We start from the raw sequence: 14,117 nt of genomic DNA on the forward strand, positions 1-14,117 counted from the left end.
TTTCCTAAGTCAAAATCGCTCCACCCATCAACCGCTCGTATCGATACTTTAATTCTTCCTTCATCAAATACCAACGCTCTAAAGTTACATCTATTTCTATAACTTTTTCCGCAGCTTGTCGCGCTAGTATTAGTACTTCTTCATCTTCCACTAAACTTGCTAAGGTAAAATCCGGCACACCCGATTGACGAGTCCCCAGTACTTCACCGGGACCACGAAACCGCATATCCATTTCAGAGATAAAAAAGCCGTCTTGGGACTGTTCCAATACTTTTAGCCGTTGTTGAGCATCAGCACTTCTAGAACTACTCATGAGCAAACAGTAGGATTGTGCTGCACCTCGACCAACACGTCCGCGTAGCTGGTGCAGTTGCGACAAGCCAAAACGCTCCGCATTTTCTATGAGCATAACTGTAGCATTGGGTACGTCTACGCCAACTTCGATCACAGTAGTGGAAACCAAGATTTGAGTTTCGTTGTCGCGAAATTTACCGATTGCTTCGTCTTTTTCCGCAGAACTCATGCGACCATGCAACAACCCAACCTGAAACTCAGGAAACACACTTTCTTGTAACTTTTGATGCTCCTCAACAGCCGATCGCAAATCCAATTTTTCTGATTCTTCCACCAAGGGTAAAACTACATAAACTTGTCGTCCCTGTACTATTTCCCGACGCATCAAATCGTAAGCTTGGGGACGCTCCTGACTTGTTAAAGCTGTAGTTTGAATTTTTTGCCGTCCTGGTGGTAATTCATCAATTTGACTCACATCCAAATCGCCGTGAATTGTCAGCGCCAGCGTCCGGGGAATAGGTGTAGCTGTCATCGTTAATACATGAGGTTGTTCACCTTTTTGCTGTAACTTCGCTCGTTGTTCCACGCCAAAACGGTGTTGTTCATCAATTACCACTAAACCCAAACGATGGAAATTTACAGGGTCTTGAATTAAAGCATGAGTTCCCACTAACAGAGGTAATTCTCCTGTTTCTAACTGAGCGTGAATTTGTCGCCGTTTTGCAGTTTTTGTCGAACCTGTCAGTAGTTCTACTGGTAAATATAGTAAGTTAAACCAGCTCACTAACTTACGATAATGTTGTTCTGCTAATACTTCCGTCGGAGCCATCAGTGCTGCTTGATACCCAGATTGAATTGCAGCCAGAATCGCAATTACACCGACTATTGTTTTCCCAGAACCAACATCACCCTGTACCAGACGATTCATCGGAACTGGCTTTTGCAAATCGTTGAGAATTTCATTGATCACACGTTGCTGGGCGTTAGTTAATTTAAAAGGCAATATTTGATAAAATTGTTCTAATAATTCACCTCTAGATGCAAGCACAGCGCTAGTTTGAATTTGCTTTGCTTGTTGCTGACGTTGCAGTAAACCTAATTGCAGGTAAAAAAATTCATCAAAGACAAGGCGACGACGGGCATGTTGTAAACTATCGCTATCTGAAGGGTAATGGATATTGGCGATCGCATCTTTCAATTCCATCAACCCATATTTCCCTCTTAAACCACTGGGTAGAGGATCTTTCAGATGCGCCGCAGTTGGTAAAGCAGCAATCATCGCTTGTCGCACCAAATCCGCACCTACCCCTTCAGTCAGAGCATAAACAGGCACAACTCGCCCGATAGTTAATGACTCAATCGTATCACCCGGATTAGCCAAAACTTCTAGCTCTGGGTCTTCTAGAGTTAGACCATATTTAGTTCCTTTTACCAACCCACACGCCGCCACAATACTACCAACCGGATAGCGACGTTTTAAACTTTCTTGCCAAGCCCGACTACTAAAACGCGTACCCGCAAAAAAACGGCTAATTTTAATCTTGCCAGTATTATCCCGCAGTACCAGTTCTAAAATTGTTAATTTTTGATTCTTTTGGCTAGTACGACAATTGCAACTTTTCACCGCCGCCACGAGCGTCACCGTCTCACCAGCATCTAATTCACTAATACTCACCTGACGCGCATAATCAATATGATCGCGGGGATAGTAAAACAGCAAGTCACGCACAGTATACAAACCAAGACGTGCTAGCTTTTCCGCCTTGCGTAATCCAATTTCTGGTAAATCCTTTAATTTCTGTTCCAGCTTTGGCGCCAGAGTGCGACTTACCTCAGCGACAACTGGAGATTTAGGATTGGGTTTTTTAGACTTAGCACCAGAAGACAAAGAATAAACATTACTTCCCTGTCCCCCCTGTCCTCCTTGTCCTCCTTGTCCCCCATCTCCCCCCGTAACCGTCTCCTGTTCCTGCTGTTCGAGTTGATAAAGATAATTACTAGTCTCCAATATTAAGTTTTTTCTATCTTCAAGTCCCAGATTTGGATAATTAGAAAATTGAGCCGCCAGTTCTTGCCATCGGCGACGTTCATTATTTGGTAAGTTAGCAGGAAATTTGCCAAAAGTTAAGGTAAGAAACTCGCTGAAGCGGTATTGTCTACCCACCAAATCAATAAACCCCTGTTCTTCTTCTATTGCTAGGGCTTTTTGCAATCTTATCCAGTCTGGTTTGTCGATAGTCATTGGTTATTGGTCATTGGTTATTGGTTATTGGTAGAGACGCGATAAATCGCGTCTGTACAATGGTCATTGGTTATTGGTCATTGGTTATTGGTTTTAAACAAATGACAAATGACTTTTGACAAATGACAAAAAACTAATCTTCATACCAACTAGCACGCCATGCTGCTTCAGCTTCGGCTACTGAAAGTTCCCGCAGTCTTTTTTGATACTCTAACCCTAGTTTATTCAATTGGGCTAAAATATTGCGAATCTGTTTGCGCTCAGATGAAAGTTTGGTGTCCGCAAATTCAATTTCGACAAGACGCAGGTTAATAGCCATGAACTGAGTCAAACCAGACTCTTCTGATTGTTGATTATTTTCAATTTCGATCACCAAGCTCATTAGATTGGGTGGACTTGGTACAAGTTCAGCAGATGCTTCCGAACCCATTGCTTCTAAAATCGGTTCTGGCAATTTTTGAGGTAAGATTTTGGCTTTTTGTAGGAGGACATTAGCCTCATGAGAAATCCTTTTGAGAGTATATTGTGTAGCTCTCTCTAGGAACTGTTGCCATTTTGCTAGTTCTATGGGGTTTGCAGAAGTGGGGAAAGTTGGATAAGTAGCTAAAGAGGAGAAATTTGTATCTTCTTCTTCTTGTTCCTCTTGTTCTTGTTGTTCTTCTTCTTCTTGTTCCTCTTCTTCTTCTTGTTCTTGTTCTTCTTCCTCTAGCTCACTTTCATCGTCAGTTGTCTGTTGTAAAGAAATAATTTCAGGATGATCCTGATTCCATTCTAGGAGTTTGTCGTTTTCCTCGTCCTGCGGCTGTTGTTGCTTTTGTTCCTCACCATTTACTAGAGCTAGTAACTGTTCAGTTGACAGTTTACCTAGCTTACGGATCGACTGCTGCAAATTTTGTCGCTGATTCAAGCTTAATTTGAGAAAGCTTTCCGAATATCCTTGAGTACACAAGTGATAAGCTGCTAGAATCAACTGCTGCTGTACAGCTTTCCCCAAAGTGTTTAAATAACTAGTATAAGTGGATTGGAGTTCTTTAGCGATCGCGGCGATCGCCTCTTCTAAAGCTGCAAGATCCCGTTCAATTCGCTCGATTGGTCTCGCCATAGTCTCTACTGATTGCCCATTGCAAACCAAACATAATAGTACAAAAGTACGCTTATATTTTAGGATAATTGTCTTAAAGACTTTAAATTTTAGCTTGATTTTGCTGGTTGTTGGTCAATGGTCAGAAGCCCTCTCTAAAGGAAGTTGTTTGACTGAACAATAATTAACTAGACTGAATGCAGTGAATTTATAATTCGCATACCGGGAGTAAAGAGGATGAAAGCAGCTGTCATTCATCGGTATGGTTCTGCTGATGTGTTGCAATACGAAGATGTCGCACCACCAACAATTAAAGCTGACGAATTACTTGTGAAAGTTCACGCCAGTTGTATTAACCCTGCTGATTGGAAAATCCGTAAGGGAATGTTAAAAATTGTCACAGGCAATAAATTCCCAATAATTTTGGGATTTGATTTGGCAGGTGAAGTTGTGGAAGTTGGTTCTAATGTGACACGCTTCACAATCGGAGATTCAATTTACGGTACTCTCAAACTACCAAGTGCAGGTGCTTACGCCGAATTTGTAGCAATTTCCGAAAATTGTGCAGCTCTCAAACCCACAAACATCAGCTACACAGAAGCAGCTTCTATACCCCTCGCTGGACTGACTGCTTTACAAGGACTGCGAGACCAAGGCAACATTAAACCAGGACAAGCTGTTTTAATTAATGGTGCTTCTGGTGGAGTGGGTACTTTCGCGGTACAAATTGCCAAGATACTGGGTGCAGAAGTGACTGGTGTTTGCAGTACGAAAAACCTAGACTTGGTGAAATCTTTAGGAGCAGATCACGTCATCGATTACACGCAGCAAGATTTCACTCAAGAACCAGTGCAATACGATATTATTTTTGACGCAGTTGGAAAGCGGTCTTTTTCTGATTGCAAAAAAGTATTAAAGCCTAACGGAATTTACGTGACTACCCTACCCACCCCGGAAAATATTCTGCCGGGAATTGTAACAATATTTATCCCTGGGAAAAAAGCTAAATTGGTGCTGGAATCACCCAAAGCTCAAGATTTAGTTTATCTCAAAGAATTGATTGAAGCCGGTAAACTCCGTACAGTGATTGATCGCACCTATTCCCTCCAAGAAATAGCCACAGCTCATGCTTATAGCGAAAGTGAACGCGCTGTAGGCAAAATTGTGATCGCCATAACATAAAATTCACAAGTAGTGGACTGTCAAGGCTAAAATGATGCAATAAATCTCTGATTCTATCTCTGTGTTCTCTGCGCCTCTGCGGTTTATTAATGCACTATTTTAGCCTTGACACGACAGTAGGGTGCGTTATGCCGCAAGCTAACGCACCTCTGAAAATAGCTCTTCACGATATTAATTCTAAAATCCTTGCTGGGGTGAGTTCCTGGACATTATTCAAAATAATAGCTGCTCCTGCTTGGCGCAGAGTCTCAGCATAAGCATCACGTCGTGCAGTTGTTTCCTGGACATGTGGCGGTAGTACACCCACGCCAATCCAAGTTTTTTCGGGTTGGAGCGATGTCTGACGCGCTCTTTCTACTGTATACATGTCAGCTACCGTATCTCCGATGTATACTATTAATGACGATTTGTCAATACTATCTTCCAATAGGCGAACAGTAGCGAAAAGTCCCGTTGGATCTGGTTTTCCTGGTGCATCTTCCATAGCAATTAATACCGGAGATTGTAAACCCAGGCGACCTTGCAAAACGTAGTTAGCAGAACCACGAGTCGCACCACTGAAAAATCCCCAAGCAATACCAGCTAAAGTCAGTTGTTCGAGATAGCTAGGACTCAACAATAAAGGTTCATCACAAATATAGCCAGTAAAATTTTCCGGATCAGTACCTCGATAACGAGCTTGAAAAAAAGCAACAATATTTTTGTAGTCCAATCCCAATTGTTCGCGGGACTGTCCTTGAGCTTCAAAATACCGACAGATTAACTCTTGGGATGCTTCCCAATCATTATTCCAAATTCCTTCAGACTTTAACTTGTCAATATCAAGCGGTGTAGGACGATACTCACCTTGAGTAAAATTTTCCACCGTATCCGCGATCGCGCGACGATAAGAACCACTCACATCGCGCACAACACCATCAATATCAAAAATTACAATTGTGTTCATAGTCATTTGTCATTTGTCATTTGTCATTGGGCATTGGGCATTGGGCATTGGGCATGAATCAGTTAACAGTTTAATTTGATAACTGATAACTGATAACTGATAACTGACAAGTCTCCCCACACTCCCTGCTCCCTTGTCCCCCTTGTCCCCCTTGTCCCTATTCCCCTTTCCCCGATCCCCTTTCCCCGATCCCCGATCCCCAATCCCCAATCTCCTCATTCAATTTGTCCACCTGGCAAGGATTGCGATAGAATAAGCGATCGCTGTTGTTAGTAAGTATTGCCCGGAAATTTCGCGGAGGTGCGATTGTCAAAGTTCATTTTGAAAATTTTGTGGTTAGATGAAAACGTCGCCTTGGCTGTTGATCAGGTGGTAGGTAAAGGTACTAGTCCTTTGACAAAGTACTTTTTCTGGCCCAGAAATGACGCCTGGGAAGAACTCAAAAAAGAGCTAGAGTCAAAACATTGGATTACTGAGGTAGATCGGGTAGAGTTACTCAATAAAGCTACCGAAGTTATCAACTACTGGCAAGAGGAAGGTAGAAACCGCCCGATGTCAGAAGCGCAAGGGAAATTTCCCGATGTTGCTTTCACAGGTAGCGCCTAGTACTGCGAGATTAACCACTTTGCTGTTGTTAAAGCTGCCATAGCTTGATCGTTTTATCCCTGCTGCCACTTACAATTATTTGTGCAACAGGGTTGACAACAACAGTAGTTACTGAATCCACATGTCCAGTGAGAGTAGCAATTTGTTCTCCTGTACAGACTCTCCAAAACTTGAGTGTATTGTCTCTACTCCCACTAATTAGCGTTTCGCCATCAGCGCTAAAAGCTACTGCTAGAACAGACCAAGAATGGCCTAGTAGTGTGTGAATTACCTGACCAGTATTTACATCCCACAATTTGATAGTGTTATCATCGCTACCAGTTGCCAAGATTTTACCGTCGGGACTGAAGGCGACTGTCAAAACTGCCCATGCATGACCCGAAAGGCTGTAGCATGGGCAGTTTTCAATTTTTTTATGGGTTTGCGTGTGAAGCGAAGACAAATCCCACAGACGAATTGTTCTGTCAAAACTAGCACTAGCAAGTAGTTGATTTTGAGGCAAATAAATACCCAATGCTTGCATGACTTCATCAGCTGATTGAAAGCGATGAGATAGATCAATCTCTATCAACTTGTCAAGAATTTTAACTAAGCGATCGCTCACTTTCACGGTTAAATATTGTTGCCAAATCCAGCAATTATTGGCAATATCAAATAAATCAAAAGGGGAAATATGGGTGAGTAAGTAAATACAGGTTACACCCAAACTATAAAGATCACTGGCAAAAACAGCATGACCTTGTATTTGTTCTGGTGCAGCATATTCTGGACTAACCAAGCTTTTTGCTGCTGAAATTTGCTGTTCTGAGAGTAATTTCGCGGTACTAAAATCAACTAAAAATAGATTCTCTTTTGTGAACCTACCAGAAGACCCCAAAATAATATTTTCTGGTTTAATATCACAGTGAATCACATAGCGATCGCTAATAAATTTGATCACAGGCAACAAACTTTCTAAAAGTTGCCAAATTTGAGTCTCATTAAAAGCTCCTTGTTCTTCTACCAACGCAGCTAAATTTTTACCCTCAATCAACTCTTGTACTAAATAAAAATGATCATTTTCAGCAAAATATGATATGACTTTGGGAATTTGTGGATGTTTGCCCAATTCCTCTAATCGCTGTGCTGTTTGTCCAAAAGTTTCAGGTGTATAGTCTTGTTTAGCAAATTGTTGGACAACACAAAAAAATGGGAGAGATTGACCTTCATCTACAGCAATAAAAGTTTGACAATCTCCCCCTTGACCAATTTGTTTAATTAAGCGATGGCGTTCGTGTAGTAATACCATTTCACAAAAATCTTGATACAAATACAGGTGTGTAGAGACGTAGCAATGCTACGTCTGGTACAAGATTCATATGTATCGCTATTAACGTGAAATGGTATAACACTATTTTTAAATCACAGGACAACTATTTTTGGTTTAGTTCGTAGTAAACACTTCAGTGCTTAAAACTGAGCGTTAAAACGCTCACTACGAACTAACCAATATTCCCATCCAAGGGAAAATCCACAACCACGGGTGAATTCCCATTTGGTTGAACTGGTTCTGCTTCGGTAACTGGTGGTTTCGGTTGCAACGGTGATATGATTTCACCTGGTTTAGTTGTTTGATTCCAGAGAATCATTGAAAGTAACCCATCTACCAAACCGTTGCTAGTACTATTATTACCGCCAACTAAGACATCAGGGATGAGGCGGACGTGGCGATCGCCAATAATTTGCATCAGTTGCATAGCTGTGTAACCCCGTGAACCTAAAGCTTCCACCCCAGCACGGTAAGCTTCGGCTTTGGCGTTACCAGTAGCACGGATAGCTTCGGCTTCAGCAAGGCTTTTGAGTCGTAGAGATTGAGCTTCGGCGTCGGCTCTTAAACGAATCGCTTGGGCTTCCCCTGTGGTTTCCTTAACTTTAGCATTCGCTTTGAGTTCGGCAATTTTCACGCCTTGCTCAGATTTTACCGCTTCTTGCTGAATATCAGCTTGGGCTTTGAGTTCAGCAATTTTTACACCCTGCTCAGACTTCACCATGTCTTGTTGGATATCAGCCAAAGCTGTTTCCCTTACCAGTTGCTGTCTTTGAGTTTGCGCCTGCTGCTGAACTTCAAAAGTTTTACGTTGTTCTTCGGCAATTTTTCGGTCTGTTTGCGTTTGCATTAACGTTGCAGGCGGCTGAATATCACCAATCAAGGTATCGATCGCCTGTACATCATAAGCCCGCAGCGCTACTCTAATATAATCGGCGGCTTCTGCTTGGCGTTCACTACGGGCGCTCAAGAAATCTAATACGGTGTAATCTTGGGCTGAGTTGCGGAAATAGTTCCCAATCGTTGGTTCCAATACATGGTCTACTAAATTCTGCATCGAACCCACACGAGAAATCACCTTGGGAGCGTCCAAAGCACCAACGTGAATAATTTGGGCAATTTCCAAGTCAAAAGCAAACCCGTCTTTGGAACGTACTGTTAAAGAGTCAAGTTTGGCATCATAATTATGGCGTTCGGTGCGAACCGACCAATTTAAAACAATATTGGTTGTTGGCACTAATTCAATCTTCATAACGCGACTATTTACTGGGTGCTTACCTGGATACAGGGGTTCTACCCAAACACCTTTGTGTCCTTGATTGACTAAATTCCCGTGGGTAAAAGCTGCACCACTCACATCTTCGTGCGCTTTACCAACGAACGAAATCACTACACCCACATAACCAATGGGAATTTCTGTCATCGGTACTTGCTCAACTTGGACAAACCAAGGATTCAAGTTCCAAGAACCAGAAAGCAAAATCTGTTCTTGCAAACCCCGGCGTCCACCACCATCAATAAATCTTTGTCCATTTTGGAAGTTATCGTGAGCAGCGATTACCGGGCCAGCAATTTCACCGCCAGGAATCGGAAGACCATCTAGGGTTGTAACGATACCAACTTTGTCTCCAGCTACACTATACACCCGCAACTGTTCTGGACTCATGCCATGTTTGCTGGCGTTAGCTGCTGTGATGATCTTAAATAGGGCGGTGTTGATTCGGTAAGTACCAGCTGTGAGAAAACCCATTTGTCGCCCTTTTTCCCCGCCATGAGTCAGGAATTTTCGAGCGTCTTGGAAATTATCACATTCTACAACCTTGCCCAAAATACGTTCCGGTGGTGTATGTGTGCCATCCTCGGCTACAATCAGAGCAATTTCACCTTGGGGAATGGCGACTACTGACTCTTTTTTCACCGAGTATTGCCAAGGCCAATAGCCCCAGTGCCAACCAGGAGCCAGAGTATCAGCTTGAAAACCAGCTTCACCATTCATCGCGATTAAGCGTCCGGCGGGAAGTCCACGTCCAGAAATCGTAAATTTTTTAATCACAACCCCAACTTCTCGTTCACCGATCACAACCAGTCCGCCAAAAAACAGGGGGACAAAAATCACAACACCACCTACAACAATAATGGGAATAACTCCCCAAGGTGATATTTCTGAAAGTTGAACGGTTTTTGGTTGTGTTTGCTGAATTTGGGTTGGGACTGAGGCGAATTCTTGGGTAGTTGTTTTGTTAATCGGATTAGCGATCGCAGTATGAATGCTACCGGCTAAAGTCAAAGTTGTAATTACAGATGCTGCGAAACGAAGTATCTTATTGTGCTTTTGTTGACTTTGATTAGAGGAATCTTGTGAGCCTTCCATATATTTGCCCCTCTGGGCAACTAATTATCTAAGTTATCACTCCATTTAGGTTTCCCCGAATTTCTTAAACTTGTCCTAATTTTGACAAAAGTTTACTAATAACCAAAAGTACACGCAAAATTTCTCGGTGTGCATCATTTTGCACGATGGTCGATATCTAAAAACCCAGTTTATAGAAAGAAGATTAAAGGTTTTGCTACACCGTACCCTTGCGAATCATTCCCAAACCATATACATAAATGTCTGCAAATTTATAGCGTTGCTCCTTTTCACGCCATTCAGCAAGACCAATTTCGCTCAGAAAATCCGCAAAATCGTCAAATTGTAATATATCCTGTGCTGATCTATGCCATATATTTTGCAATTCTTCTCTTGACAAAAGAGCTGAGACATCCTTCAGAGAGTCAAAGAATTGACTCAAATGAGGATATTCCTCTTTAATCGCATCACAGCGTTCTTCTGATGCTTTCTTCAATCCAATTTCCAAAGATGTTGCTCGAAGTAAACGGTCTGTAGGCGATTTAATTGAGGATTGTCCTTTGTAGCTTAACTCTTGTTCTTTTGCTCCTTTAAGCAATATGCTCAAACTTCGAGGAAACGTAGTACCACTTGAGTCAGTTAAGCGTTCATAGACCCATCGAGATACATACTTAGCTTTATTACCACTTCTTCGACGACTTCCCCAAAGTAATTCTAAGGCTCGATCAATAGCTTCTTCATTGGCTTGATCAATACTTTCAATAGGAGAAAATCGATCAACCAAGTTTTTAAATTTTTCTGATTGAATTGCTTGTCGTAGTGCTAATCGCAGAAAGTCAATTCTAGTCCATTGTAAGAGAATATCACGTCCATTAAAATGACTTTTATTATCAAAACTGAGGCGATTCCAAATATCTTCTCTTAAAAATATTTTAAATTTAATTGCTGTCAATCGACGCGCATCACAAGACTGCAAAAATTGGAATAAACCTGTTAAGGCTTTTTGTCTAACCTCTCCTTGTTCAGGGAAATCTTCATCTAAATCATCATAAAGGAACCAAAGCATTTGAGATTGATTTCTCGCTTTTTCATTAACAATATCTATTGCATCCTTAACTATAAGTTGTAAACGAGAATCAGTAGATAATTGTAGTAATGCTTGAGTGTGTTCATACTGCCATTTTTCAAGCAACAGATTATTTATTATTGGTTTTAAATCACTAAATTTTTGACCTTGTTTACCTTTAGGAAAACTAAAATATTTTCTTTGAAATGCTCTCAGAAGCAAATAAGCTCTCCAAAAAGCTTCCCATGAGCCTCCATTCTCTTGTAATTCGTGATTAATGACTCGAAATTCATCACGAGATGGCCGACTATCGTTAAATCTACCATGAGATGACAAACAAACTGTATTATCTAATCGGCTACGAGCCAAATGTTGAGCAACGTCATAGTGTTTTAGTAGAAGCCAATAAAGAGCCGTTTTGCCTGTTCCTTTACGACCTCTAATTAGACAAGTAGTATCATCTAAAAACCTGTCAAAATCAGTAGTGCGTTGAAATAGTAGACTGAGAGGTTGCTTTTGATCAGCAGCATTTACTTCAGGAAATTGAAGGCTTTCAATAATATCCCAGCGACTATCTGTGCTATTTAAAACAGTTTTTCGTTTTAGTTCATCCGTTTCTTCATCGATTAAATTAGCAATTCGAGTGTAATAATCTACTAATGCTGGTACAGGATAGTTATCCGCCAAAGCAATGGGCGAAAGATAAGGAACTACTAATGGCTCTGAGAGTTCAGATTGAGACTCTTCTAAATCTGGTTCACTACCATTAGTTTCATCTTCATTACTTTCATCGTTTTCATCGGTTGTATGATTAATCTTTTCATACAAGCCCTTCCAAATCTTTCTGACTTTAGCCATCCCAGTTTCAGTAACATCTGGGACTGGAGTAAAAACAAAATTTATTGATATATTTTTTAAGAATTGAAGTGATTGTAGAAGTAAATCAATTCCTTGTCGATTTTGCTCATTAGGAAATAAAAATACAATAACTTCATCAGCAGCTTGTAGTAATGAAAAAGCTCCCCATTGATTAATTCCTGTTCGTGAATCAACCAAAAGAATATCAGGTTTCAACTGTTCTTGAATTTCACGACTAAAAATAGACCAAAGATTTTCACCACTATCAATAACAGTAGTAGCTCGTAGATCATCAACTTTAGAAATATAATCCAAGTTTAGAGAACCAGCAGGAACAACAAATAATCTGCCTGTGGCGTTAGGTATTCTCACTTCGCCAAATATTTGAGCAATTGAAATACTAGGATTACTACCTTCCGGTAAGTACGAACGTTCATAGAAATAGTCAACAATTCCATAGCTTGGTTGTGGATTTAAGTTGAATGCTGTACTCAAACCAGGTGCTTCTAAATCTAAATCAACAGCCACAACTTTACGACCGCGCATCGCTAGAATCCAAGCAACATGAGTTAATGCAGTTGTTCGACCGACTCCTCCTTTAAAGGAATAAAATGTTACCGTTCTAGGTACATGCGGTTCACGCTGGTTAACTTGAGATTGATTTTGAGGATTTGCTGCGTGTAGAGCTAAATCTTGCCAAGTGTATACTGAAGCTCCATTAACAACTTGTGGACGCGAAATATTTAGTGATTCTGCTTCTTGAATCGTATATAGAGAGAGAAAACCTGGCGATAAATGAGGAACTTGTGGTTGCAGTAAACTTAGCACTTGCTCTTTGCGCTGAGGTATGGATAAACCAACAAAGCGATCGCTCACAATGCTCAAATTCAGCAAGCCGGACGTCGAAATATTCATTTCAAGCCACTCATGCGGATTTTTTATATATACTTCTGTAATTCGCTGCTTGAGTGATCCTTGCCAAGTTTGCTGCATTTTCATCCTCCTTACAGTGAAGAGGCTTGCTTGTGTAACCAGTCTTTGAGGCGCTGATATTTATCTAACCACCTTTTGTAGCTTGCATCATCAGGCTCACTGCAACAATAGCGCATATCGATGAAATTTTGGTTAGGATTCTCAACCTCGTTTATCCATGTCATCACTTCCGGAAACTTCTCAACTCTAGATTTGAGGCGATTGTGTCGTTTCAGAGCCTCAATGTAGCTATGCCCTGGATTGGTGGTAGTATGTCCGGGATTATTAGAGTCTGTCTTCCATTCCCGATTTGCTTTCTTCGGTAAAGTGGCAAAAATCATTGACTTTAGGAGGCACTCAATAGTCACGCCACCAAAGTGCATAGCAGCTATTTTTCTTCCAGATTTATGTAATGCTTCAGTATCAATATGACGATCTAGAAAAGCTGCTTGGTAATCTTCCATACTCAAATAAAAATGGGTTTGATTCTTATAGGTAAGTAATTAGGCAAAATTATTTATATATCTCGTTTGTCTCTTTGGTTTGGCAAATCAAGGATACAGAATAAAAAATGTCTAATTAATTTTGCATAAGTACTTATTATGAAATAAGAACCACAGCCATTTAGAATAAGAGTAAAAATTTTACATTGACCCTAGATTATATTAATTTTATATAAAATCTAATACTTAACTAAAAACCCGGTTCCTGCTCGAAACCGGGTTTTTAATTATACCATGCCACCAGCAGCTTGAAAACGAGCGCGGGCGCGTTTAAAGGCTTGATTGGCTTGGATTTGACCTTGGCGATCGCCTTCTTTCACTTGACCTAAACGGGCTTGTGCTTCGTTAAAAGCAGTACGAGCTTCTTCAAGGTCAATTTTGTCGCCACGTTCTGCACCATTGACCAAAATGGTCACTTCATCTTCTTCAACTTCAGCAAATCCACCTAGAAGAGCAATCGGTGTCCAGCCTTGATTTTTACTAGAACGTACTCGCATCACACCAGTATCCAAAGCTGTTAATAATGGTGCGTGTCCAGAGAGGATACCTAGCTGACCAGTAGTACTGGGCAAAATTACTTCTTCAGCAGGAGCATCCCAGATTGTTTTGTCTGGGGAAATTACACGAACGGTTAATGGCATATGTCAATGGTCAATAGTCAATAGTCAATGGTCAATAGTCAATGGTCAATGATCCATAGTCAATAGTTAA

10 protein-coding genes are annotated in these 14,117 nt (G+C 41.0%); 2 read left to right on the forward strand and 8 right to left on the reverse strand.

Annotation, left to right across the window (positions count from 1 at the left end):
- Positions 1 to 4: 4 nt before the first annotated feature.
- Entirely contained in the window at positions 5 to 2,536 is a 2,532-nt protein-coding gene (gene recG, locus B4U84_RS15425; RefSeq protein ID WP_131119238.1) for an ATP-dependent DNA helicase RecG, read from the reverse strand.
- A 133-nt stretch (positions 2,537 to 2,669) separates the two neighbouring features.
- Entirely contained in the window at positions 2,670 to 3,638 is a 969-nt protein-coding gene (locus tag B4U84_RS15430) for a hypothetical protein (RefSeq protein ID WP_131119240.1), read from the reverse strand.
- A gap of 216 nt (positions 3,639 to 3,854) precedes the next feature.
- On the opposite strand from B4U84_RS15430, the gene B4U84_RS15435 reads away from it, so the two are divergent.
- Positions 3,855 to 4,799: an NAD(P)-dependent alcohol dehydrogenase gene (locus tag B4U84_RS15435; RefSeq protein WP_131119242.1), complete on the forward strand. Its 945-nt coding sequence runs from the start codon at positions 3,855 to 3,857 to the stop codon at positions 4,797 to 4,799.
- Between the two features lie 163 nt (positions 4,800 to 4,962).
- Here the strand turns inward: B4U84_RS15435 and B4U84_RS15440 are convergent, their stop codons facing one another.
- On the reverse strand, positions 4,963 to 5,745 hold the full coding sequence (locus B4U84_RS15440; RefSeq protein WP_207390957.1) for a TIGR01548 family HAD-type hydrolase: 783 nt from the start codon (positions 5,743 to 5,745) through the stop codon (positions 4,963 to 4,965).
- 300 nt (positions 5,746 to 6,045) lie between these two features.
- On the opposite strand from B4U84_RS15440, the gene B4U84_RS15450 reads away from it, so the two are divergent.
- Positions 6,046 to 6,351, forward strand: coding sequence for a 30S ribosomal protein PSRP-3 (locus B4U84_RS15450; RefSeq protein WP_016860032.1), 306 nt, complete (start codon positions 6,046 to 6,048; stop codon positions 6,349 to 6,351).
- Between the two features lie 28 nt (positions 6,352 to 6,379).
- Here B4U84_RS15450 and B4U84_RS15455 read toward each other — a convergent pair whose 3' ends face one another.
- The 5 genes from B4U84_RS15455 to atpC all read right to left on the reverse strand — a co-directional run bounded on the left by B4U84_RS15455 (position 6,380) and on the right by atpC (position 14,047).
- Positions 6,380 to 7,639, reverse strand: a complete 1,260-nt coding sequence (locus B4U84_RS15455; protein ID WP_131119248.1) for a serine/threonine-protein kinase — start codon at positions 7,637 to 7,639, stop codon at positions 6,380 to 6,382.
- A gap of 193 nt (positions 7,640 to 7,832) precedes the next feature.
- On the reverse strand, positions 7,833 to 10,028 hold the full coding sequence (locus B4U84_RS15460; protein ID WP_131119250.1) for an SPFH domain-containing protein: 2,196 nt from the start codon (positions 10,026 to 10,028) through the stop codon (positions 7,833 to 7,835).
- A gap of 196 nt (positions 10,029 to 10,224) precedes the next feature.
- Positions 10,225 to 12,924, reverse strand: coding sequence for a P-loop ATPase, Sll1717 family (locus B4U84_RS15465; RefSeq protein ID WP_242677645.1), 2,700 nt, complete (start codon positions 12,922 to 12,924; stop codon positions 10,225 to 10,227).
- A gap of 11 nt (positions 12,925 to 12,935) precedes the next feature.
- On the reverse strand, positions 12,936 to 13,367 hold the full coding sequence (locus tag B4U84_RS15470; protein ID WP_131119254.1) for a hypothetical protein: 432 nt from the start codon (positions 13,365 to 13,367) through the stop codon (positions 12,936 to 12,938).
- A 266-nt stretch (positions 13,368 to 13,633) separates the two neighbouring features.
- Complete coding sequence (gene atpC, locus B4U84_RS15475; RefSeq protein ID WP_017310043.1) at positions 13,634 to 14,047, reverse strand: ATP synthase F1 subunit epsilon; 414 nt, start codon at positions 14,045 to 14,047, stop codon at positions 13,634 to 13,636.
- Positions 14,048 to 14,117 lie beyond the last annotated feature (70 nt).

Origin of the sequence: Westiellopsis prolifica IICB1, assembly GCF_004323185.1 — a bacterium.
GTDB lineage: Bacteria > Cyanobacteriota > Cyanobacteriia > Cyanobacteriales > Nostocaceae > Pelatocladus > Pelatocladus prolificus_A.

Excerpts from the sequence above, each read along its gene's own strand:
- B4U84_RS15470 (WP_131119254.1), bottom strand. The coding sequence starts at position 13,367 with ATGGAAGATTACCAAGCAGCTTTTCTAGATCGTCATATTGATACTGAA.
- B4U84_RS15455 (WP_131119248.1), bottom strand. The coding sequence starts at position 7,639 with ATGGTATTACTACACGAACGCCATCGCTTAATTAAACAAATTGGTCAA.
- B4U84_RS15440 (WP_207390957.1), bottom strand. The coding sequence starts at position 5,745 with ATGAACACAATTGTAATTTTTGATATTGATGGTGTTGTGCGCGATGTG.
- recG (WP_131119238.1), bottom strand. The coding sequence starts at position 2,536 with ATGACTATCGACAAACCAGACTGGATAAGATTGCAAAAAGCCCTAGCA.
- atpC (WP_017310043.1), bottom strand. The coding sequence starts at position 14,047 with ATGCCATTAACCGTTCGTGTAATTTCCCCAGACAAAACAATCTGGGAT.
- B4U84_RS15430 (WP_131119240.1), bottom strand. The coding sequence starts at position 3,638 with ATGGCGAGACCAATCGAGCGAATTGAACGGGATCTTGCAGCTTTAGAA.
- B4U84_RS15435 (WP_131119242.1), top strand. The coding sequence starts at position 3,855 with ATGAAAGCAGCTGTCATTCATCGGTATGGTTCTGCTGATGTGTTGCAA.
- B4U84_RS15465 (WP_242677645.1), bottom strand. The coding sequence starts at position 12,924 with ATGCAGCAAACTTGGCAAGGATCACTCAAGCAGCGAATTACAGAAGTA.
- B4U84_RS15460 (WP_131119250.1), bottom strand. The coding sequence starts at position 10,028 with ATGGAAGGCTCACAAGATTCCTCTAATCAAAGTCAACAAAAGCACAAT.